Here is a 17,929-nt window from a genome sequence, read left to right as displayed (position 1 = left end):
GTGCCGCTCGATTGGCAGCGACATGGCTTTCATTCGAAAAAGCGGCATGACGCGTGTTTTCCGTGCTGGAATTAAAAGCTCCCTCGGGAGCAGATCTTGAGAAGACGTTCCTCAGGCGCAGAAAATATAGCTGAAACGGAATATTGCCCGGCTAGCATCGTGCAGATACAGCTACCCGGATCTCCAGGAATGCGAACACATGAACACGTTTGATCAACGACTTATCACTCTGATTCGTCAGCTCATTTCATGGCTAGTCGCGGGTGATTACGAAGCGGCCCAGTGCCGTTCACGTGGTATTCGCCTTTCCGCCGACCTGATGCGTGATGCTGTCTTGAGATACGGTGGGACGTTGGTTATTCCGCCCGACACTGCATTCGCCGGTATCGATGCGATTGAAGTCAGGAATGCCGCTAGCCCAACCTGGTCTGTTCGCTTTGATCTTTGGACGGCTGAGGAGGGCCGGTCTGACCTCTCGTTGGAATGCACGTTAATCGACCGCGGTGCAGGGCGTATTGATTTGGAGATTGATAATTTGCACTCGCTTTGAGCTTGATCCTGCCGCGAGACACAAGATGAGATGGAGTTAGCCGTCGAGTAACTGGATGTCGCTCCCTACAATGCCTTGACCAATAGCTGTCGAGATTTTACTGCAGCGCAGTTCAACTATATAAAGCAGAGATTCTTCGGGCTCGCTCCGAGGGACGCGATTCCAAATTTTAGGCGGTCGATATGCAACATTCTCTTTGCCGATTGGTTTTCCTGATGGTCTTATTTTTCATATTGCCGGGATGCGATGGAGAGAGTCCCTTGAAAGAACTGCCATCACAGGTGATCCTGGAATCATATGCGCCCAACGGAGAATTGATTTCGAAGCGCATACTCCCGATGGATGATGCTGTTTATCTGAACTTAATTTCTTTTTTTGAGATGCAGCGTGTCGGCTGGAAGGTCAATGTCACTTCATATAAGACAGCACCCTTCATTCTGAGAGCCAACAACACTATTATTCGTTGCTATCAAGACTTGATGGTTATTGATACTGTTGACTCTGGTAGCTCGAAGTCTGTTAAAAAGGTTGTGCCAGGCTTGTTACTAAAACTTAGCTTGCGTGTGGAATAGTCCGGGCTAAACAAGATAACTCGTTAGAAAGTAGCTATGCATATTCGTGCATTTGTAGAAATATTTGGGCTTGGTGCCCACGGAGGACCTCGGTCACGTCCCGCGACCCCGTCCGGCCTTGCAAGGCGCGCAGGCGCCTTGCTCGTGGACCCCAAAATACAAAAGGCCGACTGACTTTCGTCAATCGACCTTTTCTATTTTGGTGCCCACGGAGGGACTCGAACCCCCACACCTCGCGGCACATGGACCTGAACCATGCGCGTCTACCAATTCCGCCACGTGGGCCTTCTGCAAATGCGTTCAAACTGCATTGCTTGAAAGAGGCTGCATTCTAAGGGCAAACTTTTAAGTTGTCACCTGTTTTTTTAAGTTTTTTATTCTTAAAAAACTAAGTAAAAAAAGACTGCTCAAGAATGAAGCGAGCTACTAAAAACTAACAATTTGAAGAGATAGTTTTCAAAGAAACCATCAGCAAGTAAAACTATTTTCCAATCCAAGAAACGCAAAAGGCCGGTTGATTTTCATCAACCGACCTTTTATGTCTGGTGCCCACGGAGGGACTCGAACCCCCACACCTCGCGGCACATGGACCTGAACCATGCGCGTCTACCAATTCCGCCACGTGGGCCTTCTGGCATCAGCGGTGACTTGCTGTGCTTGAAAGAGGCTGCATATTAAGGCCTATCAGGCTGATGGTCAACACCTAATTGAGAAATTTTTTATTATTTTTTCTCCAGCCCCGTCACATGCAACAGATCAAGCGCATCAGCCCCCCAGATAAGCCTCCACCACCTTAGGATTGCCCAGCAGATTCGCACCGCTATCCTCCAGCACAATCTTGCCCGTCTCCAGCACATAGCCGCGTTGCGCAATGCGCAGCGCCTGGCGCACGTTCTGTTCCACCAGCAGCACGGTCATGCCGGTCTTGTTGATCTCCTGCACGATGCGGAAGATTTCCTGGATGATCAACGGGGCCAGCCCCATCGATGGTTCATCCAGCAACAAGACCTTGGGCTTGGCCATCAGCGCACGCCCAATGGCCAGCATCTGCTGCTCACCACCCGAGAGATTGCCCGCCAGTCCGGCCGCACGGTTCTTCAAGACCGGGAAGAGGGAATACACCCACTCCAGATCACGCGCCACGCCGTCCTTGTCCTTGCGCGTATAAGCGCCCAGGGCCAGGTTCTCTTCGACGGTCAGCGTGGTCAGCGTCGCACGGCCTTCGGCCACCTGCACCACGCCGGATTCGACGATGCGGTGCGGCGACATCTGCAGCAGGTCCTGCCCGTTGAGCAGCACACGGCCACGCTGCGCCTTCACCAGGCCGGAGATGGCCAGCAGCGACGTGCTCTTGCCGGCGCCATTGGCACCGACCAGCGCGGTGATCTCGCCTTCGTTCAGGGACAGGCTGATGCCCTTGACCGCTTCAATGTGGCCATAGGCCACCGCCAGGTCCTCGACCTGCAGAATGGGTTGCTTGTTGCCGCTGGCGCTCATGCTTCTTCCTTGCCGAGATAGGCCTCGATCACTTCCTGGTTGTTCTTGATCTGGTCCGGGGTGCCCTCGGCGATGATCTTGCCGAAGTTCAGCACCGCGATGCGCTCGCACAGGCCCATGACGAAACGCATGTCATGCTCGATCATGAAGATGGTGAAACCGCGCGCCTTGATGTTGACGATCTCGCTCATCAGCTCGGTCTTCTCGGCCGGGTTCATGCCGGCCACCGGCTCGTCCAGCAACAGCAGCTTGGGCTTGGTCGCCAGCGCACGCGCGAACTCCAGCTTGCGCTGCTCGCCATAGGACAGACTGTCGGCCAGCATGTGCGCCTTGTGATCCAGGCGCACCCAGGACAGCAGTTCCAGTGCACGTTCGCGCGCTTCCTGCTCGGCCTTGCGGAAGCCGCCGAGGTTGAAAAGCATGCTGGCCACGCCATAGTTCAGGTGCTCGTGCATGCCGACCACCACGTTCTCCAGCAACGTCATTTCCTTGAACACGCGGATGTTCTGGAAGGTGCGGGCAATGCCGCGCTCGGTGATCTTGTGCGGGGCGACGGCACCGATGTCGTCGTCATTGAAACGGATGCTGCCGGAGGAGGCGCGCAGCAGGCCCGTGATGAGGTTGAAGACCGTGGTCTTGCCGGCACCGTTGGGGCCGATCAGGCCGAAGATCTCGCCTTCCTTGACGTTGAAGTTCACACCCTGCAGCACTTGCAGGCCGCCGAAGTTCTTGCTGATGTCGTTCAGTTGTAAAAGCATTACTTCACCTTCTTCTCAGCGTTGCGGCCCAGGAAGGCGCGGATGCGGCGCGGGTCCCAGATGCCCTTGGGCAGGTACAGCACCACCAGGATCAGGATCAGGCCATTGATGGCCAGGCGGAAGTCCTTGAAATGACGCAGCACTTCCGGCAGCAGCGAAAGAATCGTCGAGCCGATCATCGGACCGATCAGGTTGCTGGTGCCACCGAAGACGGCCATGGTCAGGATGTCGACCGCGTTCTCGAAACCATAGTTGTTGGGGCCGATGGTGAAGGTGAAGTGCGCGTTGAGGCCACCGGCCACACCCGCAATGGCAGCACCGATGACGAAGGCCAAGAGCTTGTAGCCGGCCACGTTCACGCCCATCAGGCGCGCTGCGACTTCATCTTCCTTGATGGCTTCGAAGGCGCGGCCGGTCTTGGAGCGGCGCAGGCGGGCCAGCGCATAGATCGTCACGCCCAGCAGCAGCACGATGTGCCACCACTCGGTGATCGGCGGGACGCCATTGAGGCCCATCGGGCCGCCGGTGATCTCCAGGTTGAGGACGATCACGCGGACCACTTCGCCAAAGCCCAGCGTGGCCATGGCCAGATATACGCCCGACAGACGCAGTGTCGGGATGCCGATCACCAGCGCCACCAGCGAGGGCAGCACGCCGCCGGCGGCCAGCGCGATGGGGAAGGGCATGTCGAACTGCATCGTCAACAGCGACGCGGTGTAAGCACCGATGCCCATGAAGGCCGCATTGGCCAGCGACAGCAGGCCGCAGGACAGGGTGACGTAGATCGAGAGTGCCAGCATGGCGTTGACGCCGATGCTGAAAATGACTGTGTTGTAGGTGGCCCAGAAGCCATCCCACCATTCCATGAAGCCCATCTTATGCCTTCCTTTCCAGCACTTTGCCGAACATGCCGGAGGGTTTTACCAGCAGGATCAGGAACAGGAGGCCGAACGCCACCGCATCGCGGAAGTCGCTGGAGATATAGGCCACCGTCAGCACCTCGGCAAAGCCGAGGAAGAGGCCGCCGATCATGGCGCCACGGATATCGCCCATGCCGCCCAGGATGATGACGGCGATGCCCTTGTGCAGCATCGGCTGTCCCATGAAGGGCGAGATCGCATTGAAGGACACGCCCACCAGCACGCCGGCCGCGCCACCCAGGGCCGCTGCAGCGAAGGAGGTCAGCAGGAACAGGCCTTCGACGTTGATGCCCAGCAGGTAAGCCGCCTTGGGCGACTCGGCGATGGCGCGCAGCGCGCGGCCGAGCTGGGTCTTGCGCATCACGCCCAGCAGCACCACCATCAGCACGAAGGCGATCACGATGATCGCCACCTGCACGGCGGTGATGTGCAGGTTGCCCAGGCTCACGCTGTCTTCGGGGATGGTGCCCTGGGGGAAGCGCTTGTTCTCGGCACCGAAGATGCCCTGCGAGATGTTGGTGATCATGATGGCCACGCCAATGGTGGCGATCATGGGGATCAGGTGGGGCGCATTTCGTTTGCGCAGTGGCTTCAGGACCAGCACGTCGATGATGAGGCCGAGGGTGCCGGTGGCCACCATGGCCAGCAGCAGCGCCACCCACAGGGGCAGGGCCATCTGCTCCACCAGCAGCAGGGCGGCATAGCTGCCCAGCATGAAGATGGCGCCGTGCGAAAGATTGATCACGCCCAGAACGCCAAAGACCAGCGTGAATCCGAGCGCGAAGAGCGCGTACACGCTGCCCAGCGAAAGGGCATTGATGAGCTGTTGTTCTAACATTGGAACCTGCGATAGGTGATGGGAGACCATGCGCCGCGCCGGCAAATTTGCACGACCGTGCATGCTGCGCGGGGCCCTCCCTCGTTGCGTCGTAGTGCCGGGTTCAACTCGCCCGCGTCATGCGGCAGTTGGTGGTTCCCCGTTCCGGCCTGGCGATTTGCTTCATATCCCCTCCCAAGCGGGCAGCCGGCGGTTGTTGCCGGCTGCGCCCGGGTGAGCGTCGCTTGCGGGTGGCTTGCCGGTTGCCCGGCAGGCCACCCAGCCTGCGTCACACGGCGTGCTTACTTCAGCAGGACGAACTTGCCGCCCTTGGCGATGTTGACGATGGCTTCCTGGTCCGCATCGAAGCCGACCTGCTTGCCTGCCACCGCCGGTGCTGCACGGAAGGCGAACTTGCCGGTGGCGCCGTCGATCTTGACTGCCGGCAGTGCAGCGCGCAGGGCATCACGGTCCTTGGCCAGGTTGCCGGAGAGCTTCACGCTCTTGATCGCATCGGCCATGATGTACATGGCGTCATAGGCTTGCGCGGCGAACTGGTCAGGGTCGGAACCGAACTTGGCCTTGTAGGCGGCAATGAACGCCTTGTTGGCCGGGGTCTGGTTCTCGGCCGACCACGGGCTGCCCATCAGGGTGTTGTCACCGGCATCCTTGGCGATCTCGAACAGCTTGGGCGAGTTCAGGCCGTTGCCGCCGATGAAGGGCTGCTTCATGCCCAGCGCGCGGGTTTGCAGGATGATGTTGGCGGCTTCTTCAGCCAGGCAGGAGCAGACGATGGCGTCCGGGTTGCCGGCCTTGATCTTGGTCAGCTGGGCCTTGAAGTCGACGTCGCCCTTGGCATAGGCCTCGGTGGTGGTGACGGGGATCTTCTGCTGTTCCAGGGTGGCCTTGAAGACGTCGTAGCCGGACTTGGTGAAGGCGTCGTCGTTGCCGTAGATCACGGCGACCTTCTTGATGCCGAAGTGCTTCACGGCGGCCTTGACGGTGACGGGCAGCACGTCGGCTTCCATCACGGAATTGCGGAAGGTGAAGGGACCCATGGCAGTGATGCCGTCAGCGGTATTGCTGGTGCCGAACACCACGACCTTGGCGGCGTTGGCGATCGGGTCGGCAGCGAAGGCCGAGTTCGACAGGGTGGGGCCGAAGACGGCCAGTACCTTGTCCTGGAAGATCAGCTTCTTGAAGACGTTGATGGCTTCTTCCTTCTTGCCTTGTTCGTCTTCGATCACCAGGGCCAGCTTGTCGCCGTTGACGCCGCCCTTGGCATTGATTTCTTCGGAAGCCAGCGTGAAGCCGTTCTTGATGGCCACGCCATACTTGGCGGCCGGGCCGGTCAGGGCTTCGGCCACGCCCAGCTTGATGTCGGCGGCCAGTGCGGCCGAGGACAGGGTGGCACCGATCAGCAGGGCCGGAATGGTCTTGAGCATGGTATTGAATTGCATCGAGTTCTCTCCTCAGTTAGATATTGTAGAAATCGTCCGCATCACGGAGCGCCGTGCGCAACAGCGCGGCGCGACGTCATGTGGCGATTCCTTCATCGAGGATGATGCAAAAGACGCCCGGGATGGCCGGGACTTGTGCTCCATCCTCTGAAGACCGTTGTGTGGTCTCTTTCGATACAGCCGCCACAGCATACCCGAAAAGGCAGGCTGCGCCAGCGATTACAACCCGCTGCAACGCGCCCGGGTAGGGCGCGCCACAGCGGCATGCGAATGTCGTCCGGCCAGCGGACGAGGGTGGTGCGAGATGGTACTTAGTTCAGTTCCTTGCGCAGTTGCGCAATGGCTGCACGCACCTGGTTGGGTGCGGTGCCGCCGATGTGGTCACGTGCGGCCACCGAGCCTTCGAGCGTCAACACGGCAAACACGTCTTCGCCGATCAGCCCGGAGAAGGCACGCAGGTCGTCCAGCGACAGGTCGGCCAGGTCGCAGCCCTTGTCCACGCAGGTCCGCACCGCGTGCGCCACGGCTTCGTGGGCGTCGCGGAAGGGCAGGCCCTTCTTGACCAGGTAGTCGGCCAGGTCGGTCGCCGTGGCGTAGCCCTGCAGGGCGGCGGCACGCATGGCTTCGGGCTTGACGCTGATGCCGCGTGCCATGTCGGCGAAGATGCGCAGGGTATCGGTGAGCGTGTCGACGGTGTCGAACAGCGGTTCCTTGTCTTCCTGGTTGTCCTTGTTGTAGGCCAGGGGCTGGCCCTTCATCAGGGTCAGCAGAGCGATCAGGTGGCCGTTGACGCGGCCGGTCTTGCCGCGTGCCAGTTCGGGGACGTCCGGGTTCTTCTTCTGCGGCATGATGGACGAGCCGGTGCAGAAGCGGTCGGCGATGTCGATGAAGCCCACGCGCGGGCTCATCCAGATCACCAGCTCTTCGGACATGCGCGAGATGTGCGTCATCACCAGGGCAGCAGCGGCGCAGAATTCGATGGCGAAGTCACGGTCCGAGACGGCGTCCAGCGAGTTGCGGCACACGTCGTCAAAGCCCAGGGTCTTGGCCACGCGCAGGCGGTCGATCGGGAAGGTGGTACCGGCCAGGGCAGCCGCGCCCAGCGGCAGGCGGTTGATGCGCTTGCGGGCGTCGATCATGCGTTCGGCATCGCGGCCGAACATCTCGACGTAGGCCAGCACGTGGTGGCCGAAGGTGATCGGCTGCGCCACCTGCATGTGGGTGAAGCCCGGCAGGATGGTGTCGGCGTGCTGCTCGGCCAGGTCCAGCAGGGCCAGGCGCAGATCGCGCAGCAGGCCGATGATGTCGTCGACCGCACCGCGCATGTAGAGGCGGATGTCGGTGGCCACCTGGTCGTTGCGCGAACGGCCGGTGTGCAGGCGCTTGCCGGCGTCGCCGACCAGTTCGGTCAGGCGCTTTTCGATGTTCAGGTGGACGTCTTCCAGGTCCAGCAGCCATTCGAACTGGCCGGACTCGATTTCACCCTTGATCTGGGCCATGCCGCGCTGGATCTCGGCGTAATCGGCCGCGCTGATGATGCCCTGGTGGGCCAGCATCTCGGCATGCGCCAGCGAGCCCTGGATGTCGACCTGGGCCATGCGGTTGTCGAAGAACACCGATGCGGTATAGCGCTTGACGAGATCGGAGACGGGTTCAGAAAAGCGAGCCGACCAGGCTTCGCCCTTTTTAGCAAATTGGTCTGTCATATAGGGAATTCCGGAGAATGGGCGATTATAGCAAGCACAACTGCGCCAAGCCACGGCCATGCAGCCCGAAATGCTGCGGCACGCGGATTTTTCGCATTTCATCACCAGCCTGTCGCACGCTTTTTTCATCCGTTCCCAGCGGGTGGTTTGGAAAAGCTTTTCTCGACATCAAAGCAAGCGAAGTTTCCAGGTGGCATCATTTTTGCTTGTTGTTTTTGCGCAAGCTCTGCTGAGACGCTAAAAAGCCGTGGGCTACTGACATTTGCTGACGCTATACTCAGGGTGCGATGACTGATCCGGGGGAAGTTCTGCAGGTTTCCGGAGAAGATCAGGGCTGCCAGCCACGGCGCAGCCAGGATGATGCCGGCACCGGCCGGTGTCGTGGGGGCATCGTCCAGCTGCACAATGCCAAGGGGGTGGTCCTGTCAAGCGCTCAAGCGAGATGTATGGGGGTCGTCTTACAGGAGAGAAGCATGAATTTGGAAGCACTGTTTCAGCAGCAAACTGCCTTGCCGAGCATTCCCAAGGTGGTGCAGGAAGTCATCGAAAGTTTCAACAACGAATCGGTCTCGATTGAAGAGATCGCCAAAAAGCTGGCCGCAGATCAGGTTCTGAGCGCGAAGATCCTACGCCTGGCCAATTCATCCTATTACCACGTCTCGCGCACCATCGGCACCGTCGACGATGCAGTGCTGATGCTGGGGTTCATGACGGTTCGTACGCTGGTGGTGAGCACCGGCATGGCCGGCAGTTTCAAGAAGCTGCCCGGTGTGGACCTGAAGCTGTTCTGGCGCTACAGCCTCGATACGGCCATCGTCGCCAAGTGGCTGGCCAAGCAGAAGCAGGTCAAGCTCAATTCCGATTTTGCCTTCACGGTGGGCTTGATGCATGCCATCGGCCAGCTGGTGATGCACGCCGGCATGCCCGAGCAGGCGTTGGAGGTCGACAAGGTCGCCGGTCCCCTGGATGCGCGCCGCCTGGATGTGGAGCGCCAGTCCTTCGGTTACGACTTTGCCGATGTGGGGGCCGAGCTGGCACGCCGCTGGCGTTTCCCGGACGAGTTCGCCAAGGTCATCAAGGCCTTCCCGCAGCCGCTCAAGGGCGAGTTCGATCCCTTCGCCGCGGTCGTCCACCTGGCCGCCTGGCGTGCCCGTGCCGAGGAAAACAAGTACTCGGCCGACGAACTGGAGTCGACCTTCCCGACGGAGGTCGCCGCCAAGCTCGGGCTGAGCCTGGCCACCTTCACCGAGGACATGCCGCCGCTGGCCGAACTGGGCGAGGGCATGCAGGACCTGATCTCCTGAGCGGCCTGATCCGCCCCAACAGGGCAGGCCGGCGAGCGCCGAAGTACGGTGGTTTCCGGCCGATGTGAAGGAAAAGGACGTAAAAAACGACAATGCCGGCTCCCGCAAGGGGCCGGCATTGTCGTTGGTGAAGGGTACTGTCAAAACCCGGGAGGCGCGTGGCCGGCCCGGATCCTCAGTGTTTCGTCAGTAATTCAGCTTGGCGTCCAGGAAGTTGAGCATGGAGCGATACGCCTGGCTGCGCGCATCCGGGTTGCCGCCGCTGGTGACGCCTTCACCGCGCTTGCCCACGCCGGCCACATCCATGCGCACGTGCACCGGCAGGCCGGGCGCGTCGAAGTCGTGATAGGTATCGGGATAGAGGCGCAGGGCGATCTCGGTGTCGCTGCCCTTCATCTTCTCTTCGATGGCTTCGCAGGCCTGGGGCGGCGTCCAGTCATCGTTCTCGCCCATCAGGATCAGGAGTGGTGCGGCCGGTTTGAAGGGCTCGGTGGTCTTGGCGTAGGGGCGGCAATCCGGATAGAACGCCACGGCAGCGCGCGGCTGGATCTTGCGCACGGCCACGTCGGTTTCGGCCAGGTTGATCGAGGCCAGCAGGGTCGACGCGCCATGCGACCAGCCCAGCAGGGCGATGCGCTTCACATCCACATCCGGCTGCGAAGTCACCCAGTGCAGGGCGGCCTGCACGTCGTAGCGGCGGTTCATGGCGCTGACTTCGCGCTGGGCCACGGTGTCCTGGCAGGTGGAGCGGCGGCCGCGCGGGGTGAAGCTGTCCGGGAACAGCACGTTGTAGCCGGCGTCGCTGAGCACGCGTGCCATCGCCAGGTGGCGCGGCGTGAATTCCCCCTTGCCATCCTTGACCATGCTGTACAAGCCGCCGCAGCCATGCAGGGCGATCACGGTCGGTGCCGGGCCCTTGGTGGTAAGCGACTTGCGTGCCTTGATCCAGACGCCATAGAGCGCGGTGGCCTTGCCGCCCTTGCTGTCCACGCTGGTGAGCGAGACGCGGCGTGCTTCCAGTGGTGGCGGCGGTGCCGAATTGGGCGCGGCCTGCGCCCAGGAGCCGATCACGGCCAGCGATGCTGCAATGCAGAACGCAGCCAGCGGTTTTCCCCAATGTCGCATGATGTCTGATTCCCCGTAGTGATGCCAAATCGTTGCCCGACGGCCTTTCCCGTCAACGGGGAAAATGGTCGCTGAAGCAATAAGCTTCACGGATTGCAACGACTGTATGTATTTGAATTCTTCAGCTTGTATTTTACAAAAGCGAAGCGTCGTGCGGCAGGGAAGATTGGTTTTTGCGGTGCAAAAATCTGATCCATCACAAGAGCGCGCCTGCACCTGTGCGTCGCCTGCAACAGCTTGTCGCTTCGTCAAATGTCATATGAGCCATCTGTTATCGGCATGCAAACGCTGAACTTGAGACGGGGCGTCTCTGATACGTCATGCTTGTCAGTGCAGGAGGAGGGGAGGCTGGTGCGCCCGAGTCAGCATCGGGCGCGCCGGCCGGTCGCACGATGCTGCCGGGAACTTTCATCCGTGGCGGCATCGTGCCGGACGATCTCAAAGATCGATATTGAGGGTGATGGCGGCGTTGCGGCCCGGTTGCGCGGCGCGCTGGAACAAGACGGATTGCGAAGTGGTCAGGCCGCGTACCGTGGCGTAGTCCCAGTATTTGCGATCGGTCAGGTTGTAGATGCCGGCGTGCAGTGTCACATGCTGGTTCAGCTTCCAGTAGGTCGACAGATCCAGCAGCGCATAGCCAGGCACGTTGACGTAAGCGCCGCTGGTGGAATAGACCGAGACGTCGTCGGCGCTGGCACGCTTGGATTTCACGGCCGTCATGATCAGGCTGCCGCCGTAGCGGGCGCCGGGATCATCATAGGCCACACGCACGGTGCCCTTGGCGGGTCCCACCGAGTTGACCGAGCCACTGACACCGGCGTCATTGCGCGAACGGCCGGCTGATACTCCAGCGCTGCCCCCCAGGCTGTAGCCTCGCAGCGCACTGGCATAGGTCCCCAGGCGCAGTTGTGCGGAGACTTCTGCGCCGTAGATATCGACGTTGGCGATGTTCTGCAGGCGATATGCCAGCGACGTGCCGCTGTAGGTGGTGGTCTGGTAGTCGATGAAGTTCTTGTATCGGGTATAGAACAGCGAGCTGTTGAGGGTCAGGCCATCGATCAGCTCGCCCTTGGTCCCGAGTTCAAAGGCGTCGCTGGTCTCGTTCTTGAGGTCGGGATTGCCGAGGATGGCGTACAGGAAGGCCGAGCTGGCGTAGGTCGAGGAATCATAGGTTCCGGTTTTTTCTGCGGCAGTGGCCACGCGTACCCCGCGGCTGTATTGGGCAAAGAAGTCATAGCTCGGTGTGAGCGCATAGGCAAAGCGCAGGCTGGGGGCAAGCAAGGCCGTATGGTCTGCGCTGACCTCGCTGGCGGCACTGCCGACGTTGGCCAGGTAATGGCTCAGGTCGCCCGGCCGGGTTTGCCAGTATTCAGCCCGCAGGCCCGGCGTGAGCGTGGCGCGCGGAGAGAGGTGCCATTCGTCGCGGACGTAAGCCACCAGCTTGTTCGTGCGCGTCTGTGCCATGCGGTCCTTGCTGTAGGGATAGCCGCTGACCGAATTGCCGGTGGCGTTGGTGATGCGCGCTTCGGTCCAGGGACGCTGCTCGTCCGTGCTGGTGAAGGACAGGCCATAGAACAGTTCGTGCGTTCCCATGCGCTTGCTGGCGTCCGCGCCCAGTCCGACGCTGGTGGTGGCCAGATAGGTGTCGATGTAGCGGGTATAGCTGTTGGTGGAATTGGCAGCGATGGTGTAGTCCTCTTTCTTGCTGTCCTGATAGAAGGCATGTACGCGCAGCTTGTCGAAGGCGGCGATGCTGCCAGCCGCCGGGGTGTATTCATCCTCCACTTGCAGGCGATGACGACGGGTCGTGGAGTACTGCGTTGCACCGGCCGGATAGGCACTATAGGTGCTGCCGTCAAGATAGCGGTTGTCGGCACGATCATAGAGGTCCAGTGTCACGCCCAGCTTGTGGTGCGCCAGCCCTTCATAAAACGCCTTGAACAGCACCGCGTCGGAATGCCAGTTGTCACGGTTCGCATCGCTCACGTCCTTGGACCGGGTCAGTGCGCCATCGCGATTCGAATACAGGGCCAGCAGTTTCCAGTCGCCCATCTTCTGTGCCGTGGTCAGGGATTCTGCCCAGGCCTGGTCAGCGGAGGTGTAGCCGAGTTTGGCACCGAGATAGCTGTTCTTGCCGTCGCTCAGGTAGTCGTCCGGCGACCTGGTCTGGAAGGAGACGCGTCCGCCCAGGCCGGTGGCGCCATTTTCGCCGGAAGACGTGGTCCCCGAGATGATGTCGACGCGACGGAAGACCTCGGGGTCGATATAGTCGCGACCGATGCCCACGCCTGTGGCCTTGAGCCCATCCGGCAAGGGGACGGCCGCTGGCAGCTCGATACCGTCGACATCCAGTCCGACCCGGTTGCCCTCGACGCCACGGATGTTGTAGCCCGAGGTGCCGCTGCCGTCCCACAGGTTGGCGGCTCCGCTCAGTGCCGAAGGCGCGCTCACGAGAGGCTGGTAGCGGATCACGCCCGCCATGTCGGTGACCCCCGCATTCTGCAGGTCATCGGCGCTCAGGGATGTGCTGCGGGAGGCCCTGTCTGCTGTCACGCTGATCTGTGGCAGGGCGCTGTCGCGGCTGGCGTCCTCTGCGGCGTGAGCCGGGCTGATCATGAGCCCGGCCAGTGCCAGGTGGATGGAGATGGTCAGGACCCGCGGAACGGGACGCGCCAGGTTTTGCGCGGTCGTGCTGCGCGCGATTGCTGCAATCATTGCTTCCTCTTCTAGTCTTGTGTGCGCCGTCGGTATTGGCGGTGCGGCGGCGTGATGGGTCGTCGACTGGCTGACGCTGTCTTCATCGATACCGGCGGGTGGACTAGAACAAGTGGCTGGCTAAATCTGAATCAATTCATCTCTCGCAGAGAGGTCGCGATTTTAAAATTAAGTTTTTGCAAAGGCAAAGCAATTGATAATCATTTGCAATTAGAATGTGCTGGTCCGAGTCGGGTGTGTCCACGTCGGTTTGTTTTTGATCAATCGTCCACGCCATGACTACTTCCACTTCACTTGCCATCCCTGCCTCCCCGTCCACCTCAACCGAAACCGTTCCCGTTCCTGCCGCCGCCCCGGAGCTGGATCGCGCCGCGGCGTTGAAAGAGGCTACCCGCGCGGCCCACGAAGCGCTGGATGGGAGCATCATGCGTTTCAACCCCTTCGCATCGCTGCAGCGCTATGGCGGCTTCCTGCAGATGCAATACGCGTTTCATCGCGATGTAGCAGCCTTGTTCGAGGATGCTGCCTTGAACCGTCTGTTTCCAGATCTGCAGGCACGCTCGCGGCTGGCACAGGTAACGGCCGACCTGCAGGACCTGGGCTTGCCGCTTCCGGTGCTGTCGGCGCCGGTGTTTTGCGCGGATCGTTTCTCCCTGCCTGTGGCCATCGGCTGGTTGTATGTCGAGGAAGGATCCAACCTCGGTGCGGCGTTCCTCTACAAGATGGCGGCCGGGCTGGGCCTGGATGGCAACCGCGGAGCGCGCCACCTGGCGCCGCACCCGGAAGGCAGGGCCCCGAGCTGGCGCGGTTTCGTGGCCCAGCTCAACGCCATTGAGCTTGACGCGGTCGCGGAACAGCAGGTGATCCAAGGGGCGAGCGCTGCGTTTGCGCAGGTGACCTCGTATGTCGGTCGGTTCTGCCGCGCGCCACTGACGGAAAATGCGGCGTGACCGGGGGCACGACCGAGGCTGAACCGAAGCGCCTGACTCGTCACAGACTGGTGGCGTGGGCCTGGCTGCTGTTGGCCTATGCGAGCCTGGCGTTGGGTGTCATCGCCATTTTCATCCCGGGCTTGCCTACTACGGAATTCATCCTGCTCTCGGCATGGGCTGCCAGCCGTGGTTCGCCGCGTCTGCAGCGCTGGCTGGAGCAGCATCGCCTGTTTGGTCCGATGATCCACAACTGGCGCCATGGCCGTGCCGTGACGATACGTGCCAAGGCGACTGCCTCACTGACGATGACGCTCTGCCTGATCATCATGGCGTTGACCATCCAGCGCCGCTGGATCCTCCTGTTGGCGGCGCTGGGCATGGCAGTGGGGGCCGCCTGGATGTGGTCGCGTCCCGAGCCCGGTGGTGCGGGCACCGACGGGTCCAGAGACTGACAATGCGTTGAATCATAAAAAAATCCCCCGTTACGCGAAGGTATCCGGGGGATCGGGGCCCGTCCCTGATGATGGCAGGTCGGTCCCGTTGCGCAGCGTGAGGCTTCGCCGGCAGGCGTTGCAGTTTAGCCAGTATTGCGCAAGCCGGCGGCCACCCCGTTGATGGTGAGGTGGATGCCACGCTGCACGCGTTCTTCCGGCGCACGCTTCGCTGCAGCCGTAGCGCGGTGGCGCTTGATCAGCTCGACCTGCAGGTGGTTCAGCGGATCGAGATAGGCGAAGCGGTTCTTGATCGAACGCGCCAACAGCGGATTGCCGGACAGGCGTTCCTTGGTGCCGGTGATGGCCGAGAGCACGCTGCTGGTACGTTCATGCTCGCCGGTGATGCGGCCGAAGATCGTGGTACGCAGCTTGCGGTCCGCCACCAGTCCGGCGTAGCGCGAGGCCACGGCGAGGTCGGTCTTGGAGAGCACCATGTCCATGTTCGACAGCAGGGCGGCGAAGAACGGCCATTCCTTGCACATGGCGCGCAGGGTGGCCAGGCGTTTTGCGCTCTCCTTGGCGTTGCCGGCTTCTTCTAGCCAGCCCGCCACGGCGCTGCCAAAACCATACCAGCCCGGGAGCAGCAGACGGCACTGGCCCCACGAGAAGCCCCAGGGAATCGCGCGTAGATCCTCGATGCGCTGGGTCGCCTTGCGCGAGGCCGGGCGCGAACCGATGTTCAGTTGCGCGATCTCGGCGATGGGCGTGGCCGCGAAGAAGTAATCGGTGAAGCCCGGGGTCTCGTACACCAGGTTGCGATAAGCGCGATAGGCACGCTCCGACAGTTCTTCCATGACGCGCTCGAATTCGGCCAGCTTCCTGGCTTCCTTGCCATCGGTGGCGGCGGGCATCAGGCTCGCTTCCAGGGTGGCGGCGACCAGCAGCTCCAGGTTGCGGCGGCCGATTTCCGGATTGGAGAACTTGGAGGCGATGATTTCACCTTGCTCGGTCAGGCGGATCTGGCCGTTGACCGTGCCCGGCGGCTGCGCCAGGATGGCCTGGTAGCTCGGACCGCCGCCACGGCCGACGGTGCCGCCACGGCCGTGGAACAGGCGCAGCTTCACGCCGGCTTCATTGAACAGTTCCACCAGCTGGTTCTCGGCCTTGTAGAGTTCCCAGTTGGAGGTCAGGAAGCCGCCATCCTTGTTGGAATCCGAATAGCCCAGCATCACTTCCTGCAGCTTGCCGTGCTTGGCGATCAAGCCCTTGACCTGCGGGAGGGTCAGCCAGCCGCGCATGATCTCGGCCGCACAGCGCAAGTCGGGGATGGTCTCGAACAATGGAATGACCATCAGCTCCAGCTCGTGCAGCTGGTTGCCTTCGATGTGCAGCAGCCCCGTTTCCTTCTGCAGCAGCAAGACTTCCAGCAGGTCGGACAAGGTCTCGGTGTGCGAGATGATGTAGTTGCGGATCGCACGTTCGCCATAGCGGCGGCGGATTTCGCGCGCGGCGCGCAGGATGGTCAGCTCGGAGTTGGTTTCATCGGCGTACTGCAGGTAGGGCGAATACAGCAGGCGCGGCTTGGACAGTTCACCCAGCAGCAGGGCGATCTTGCGTTCTTCGGTCAGGCCCGCATAGTCGGCCTCTACCTGGGACTTGGCGAACAGCTCTGCCAGCACGCGCTCGTGCACGTCGGAGCTCTGGCGCATGTCCAGCGTGGCCAGGTGGAAGCCGAAGATTTCCACGGCACGCTTCAATCCGGCCAGGCGCGGCTTGACCAGCGCGGCACCGTGGTGGGCCTGCAGCGAGGCCACCAGCACCTCCAGTTCGGCCACGCATTCGGCCGGGCTGGCGTAGGGCGCAGCGGCGCCGATTTCCTGGCGCAGGATGTTGACCACGCCCAGCGAACGGGCCGTGGCGGCCAGGCGCGCGTAGATGCCGATGAGGGCACGGCGGTAGGGTTCGTCGGCGCGGTGCTCGGAGTGGTCCGGCGAGGCATCGGCCAGGGCCAGCAGTTCCGGGCTGGCCGCGACCATCAGGGTGGAGATGGACATCTCGGCCCCCAGCGTGTGCACTTCGTCGAGGTAGTAATCGAAGATGGTGGTGGACTGGCGCTTCAGCGCATGCTGCATGGTGGCGGCATTGACGTTGGGGTTGCCGTCGCGGTCGCCGCCGATCCAGCTGCCCATCTGCAGGTAGGGCGGCAGCTCCACGGCGCGGGTCTTGGCGCGCGAGGGGAACTGGCTGTCGATCTCGGCTTCGATGTCGTCATACAGCGCCGGCAGTTCGCGCAGGAAGGTGATGCGGTAGTAGGAGAGGGCGTTCTCGATCTCGTCCGCCACCGTCAGCTTGGTATAGCGCAGCATGCGCGTCTGCCACAGCGTGGCGATGCGTGCGCGCAGCAGTTCGGTGTTGTGGCGCAGCTCGCGCGGGGTCAGCGGCAGGTCGCGTTCGGCCACCAGGCGGGCAATCTCGCGCTCGGCATCCAGGATGGACTTGCGCTGCACTTCGGTCGGGTGGGCGGTCAGCACCGGCGACACCAGGGCTTCCTTCAGGAAGCTGCGCACTTGTGCGCCCGAGACGCCGGCATCATCCAGGCGCGACAGCGCATAGGCCACGCTGCCGGGCTGGGCTTCGGAACCGGCCAGCAGGTGCGCGCGACGGCGGCGGTTGTGGTGCTGGTCTTCGGCGATGTTGGCCAGATGCGAGAAATAGGAAAACGCGCGCACCACCGAATTGGTCTGGTCGCGGGTCAGTTTCTTGAGCAGCTTGTCGAGCTCGGCACCGGCCTTGGCATCGGATTCGCGGCGAAAACGCACGGCGGTCTGGCGGATGGTTTCCACCACCTCGAAGACTTCATCGCCTTCCTGTTCCCGCACGACTTCGCCCAGCAGGCGTCCGAGCAGGCGGATGTCTTCCTTCAGGGGCGCATCCTTGTCGGTGCTGCGGGCGGGTTTGGTGACGGTCTTGCTGGCCGGGCTGCGCTTGGCGGCAGTGGTGGCGCGTGGCGTGGAAGGAGTGGAACGGGCACTGCGTGGTGTTGGATTTTTAGTCGCCATGATCAACGGTTGCTGCGGTTTTCGGAGGAGAAAGTCGTGCTTGTGGATCGGATTGCCGTGGGTGTGCGTGCTAGAATTTG

The 17,929-nt window shown here is 61.7% G+C and carries 14 protein-coding genes and 2 tRNA genes; 5 read left to right on the top strand and 11 right to left on the bottom strand.

Annotation, left to right across the window (positions count from 1 at the left end):
* Positions 1–199: 199 nt before the first annotated feature.
* Together JOD78_RS06025 and JOD78_RS06020 are read left to right on the top strand one after the other, a co-directional pair.
* Entirely contained in the window at positions 200–550 is a 351-nt protein-coding gene (locus JOD78_RS06025; RefSeq protein ID WP_121041852.1) for a hypothetical protein, read from the top strand.
* Positions 551–810: 260 nt separating this feature from the next.
* Positions 811–1,122, top strand: a complete 312-nt coding sequence (locus tag JOD78_RS06020) for a hypothetical protein (RefSeq protein ID WP_134040251.1) — start codon at positions 811–813, stop codon at positions 1,120–1,122.
* 200 nt (positions 1,123–1,322) lie between these two features.
* On the opposite strand, the gene JOD78_RS06015 is transcribed toward JOD78_RS06020, so the two are convergent.
* From JOD78_RS06015 to argH, 8 genes are all read right to left on the bottom strand, one after another.
* Positions 1,323–1,407 (bottom strand) — tRNA-Leu (locus tag JOD78_RS06015).
* A 258-nt stretch (positions 1,408–1,665) separates the two neighbouring features.
* Positions 1,666–1,750, bottom strand: a tRNA-Leu gene (locus tag JOD78_RS06010).
* Positions 1,751–1,887: 137 nt separating this feature from the next.
* Complete coding sequence (locus tag JOD78_RS06005) at positions 1,888–2,619, bottom strand: ABC transporter ATP-binding protein (RefSeq protein ID WP_088753394.1); 732 nt, start codon at positions 2,617–2,619, stop codon at positions 1,888–1,890.
* Positions 2,616–3,377 (bottom strand): ABC transporter ATP-binding protein, encoded by a 762-nt coding sequence (locus JOD78_RS06000; protein WP_121041850.1) that lies wholly within the window; start codon positions 3,375–3,377, stop codon positions 2,616–2,618. The genes JOD78_RS06005 and JOD78_RS06000 overlap by 4 nt, the downstream gene beginning before the upstream one ends.
* Positions 3,377–4,252 carry a branched-chain amino acid ABC transporter permease gene (locus JOD78_RS05995; RefSeq protein ID WP_034335500.1) on the bottom strand — a complete coding sequence of 292 codons (876 nt, stop codon included), beginning with the start codon at positions 4,250–4,252 and terminating at the stop codon, positions 3,377–3,379. The genes JOD78_RS06000 and JOD78_RS05995 overlap by 1 nt, the downstream gene beginning before the upstream one ends.
* 1 nt (position 4,253) lies before the next feature.
* Positions 4,254–5,135, bottom strand: a complete 882-nt coding sequence (locus JOD78_RS05990; RefSeq protein WP_034335502.1) for a branched-chain amino acid ABC transporter permease — start codon at positions 5,133–5,135, stop codon at positions 4,254–4,256.
* Between the two features lie 281 nt (positions 5,136–5,416).
* Positions 5,417–6,574 carry an ABC transporter substrate-binding protein gene (locus tag JOD78_RS05985; RefSeq protein WP_088753397.1) on the bottom strand — a complete coding sequence of 386 codons (1,158 nt, stop codon included), beginning with the start codon at positions 6,572–6,574 and terminating at the stop codon, positions 5,417–5,419.
* Between the two features lie 311 nt (positions 6,575–6,885).
* On the bottom strand, positions 6,886–8,280 hold the full coding sequence (argH, locus tag JOD78_RS05980; RefSeq protein ID WP_121041846.1) for an argininosuccinate lyase: 1,395 nt from the start codon (positions 8,278–8,280) through the stop codon (positions 6,886–6,888).
* 473 nt (positions 8,281–8,753) lie between these two features.
* Between argH and JOD78_RS05975 the strand changes: the two genes are divergently transcribed.
* Positions 8,754–9,584: an HDOD domain-containing protein gene (locus JOD78_RS05975; protein ID WP_121041844.1), complete on the top strand. Its 831-nt coding sequence runs from the start codon at positions 8,754–8,756 to the stop codon at positions 9,582–9,584.
* A gap of 186 nt (positions 9,585–9,770) precedes the next feature.
* Here JOD78_RS05975 and JOD78_RS05970 read toward each other — a convergent pair whose 3' ends face one another.
* Positions 9,771–10,709, bottom strand: a complete 939-nt coding sequence (locus JOD78_RS05970; RefSeq protein ID WP_039785426.1) for a dienelactone hydrolase family protein — start codon at positions 10,707–10,709, stop codon at positions 9,771–9,773.
* A gap of 438 nt (positions 10,710–11,147) precedes the next feature.
* Positions 11,148–13,424 (bottom strand): TonB-dependent receptor, encoded by a 2,277-nt coding sequence (locus tag JOD78_RS05965; protein ID WP_121041840.1) that lies wholly within the window; start codon positions 13,422–13,424, stop codon positions 11,148–11,150.
* A 275-nt stretch (positions 13,425–13,699) separates the two neighbouring features.
* On the opposite strand from JOD78_RS05965, the gene JOD78_RS05960 reads away from it, so the two are divergent.
* Together JOD78_RS05960 and JOD78_RS05955 are read left to right on the top strand one after the other, a co-directional pair.
* Complete coding sequence (locus tag JOD78_RS05960) at positions 13,700–14,374, top strand: biliverdin-producing heme oxygenase (RefSeq protein WP_121041838.1); 675 nt, start codon at positions 13,700–13,702, stop codon at positions 14,372–14,374.
* Complete coding sequence (locus JOD78_RS05955) at positions 14,371–14,808, top strand: YbaN family protein (protein ID WP_121041836.1); 438 nt, start codon at positions 14,371–14,373, stop codon at positions 14,806–14,808. Before JOD78_RS05960 ends, JOD78_RS05955 begins: the two co-directional genes overlap by 4 nt.
* Before the next feature lie 125 nt (positions 14,809–14,933).
* Here JOD78_RS05955 and ppc read toward each other — a convergent pair whose 3' ends face one another.
* A complete protein-coding gene (gene ppc, locus JOD78_RS05950) occupies positions 14,934–17,849 on the bottom strand; it encodes a phosphoenolpyruvate carboxylase (protein ID WP_121042324.1) in 2,916 nt (971 codons plus the stop codon).
* Positions 17,850–17,929 lie beyond the last annotated feature (80 nt).

Source organism: Herbaspirillum sp. 1130 (assembly GCF_017833835.1).
Taxonomy (GTDB): domain Bacteria; phylum Pseudomonadota; class Gammaproteobacteria; order Burkholderiales; family Burkholderiaceae_D; genus Herbaspirillum; species Herbaspirillum huttiense.
This window is presented reverse-complemented; position numbering and strand designations above follow the sequence as displayed.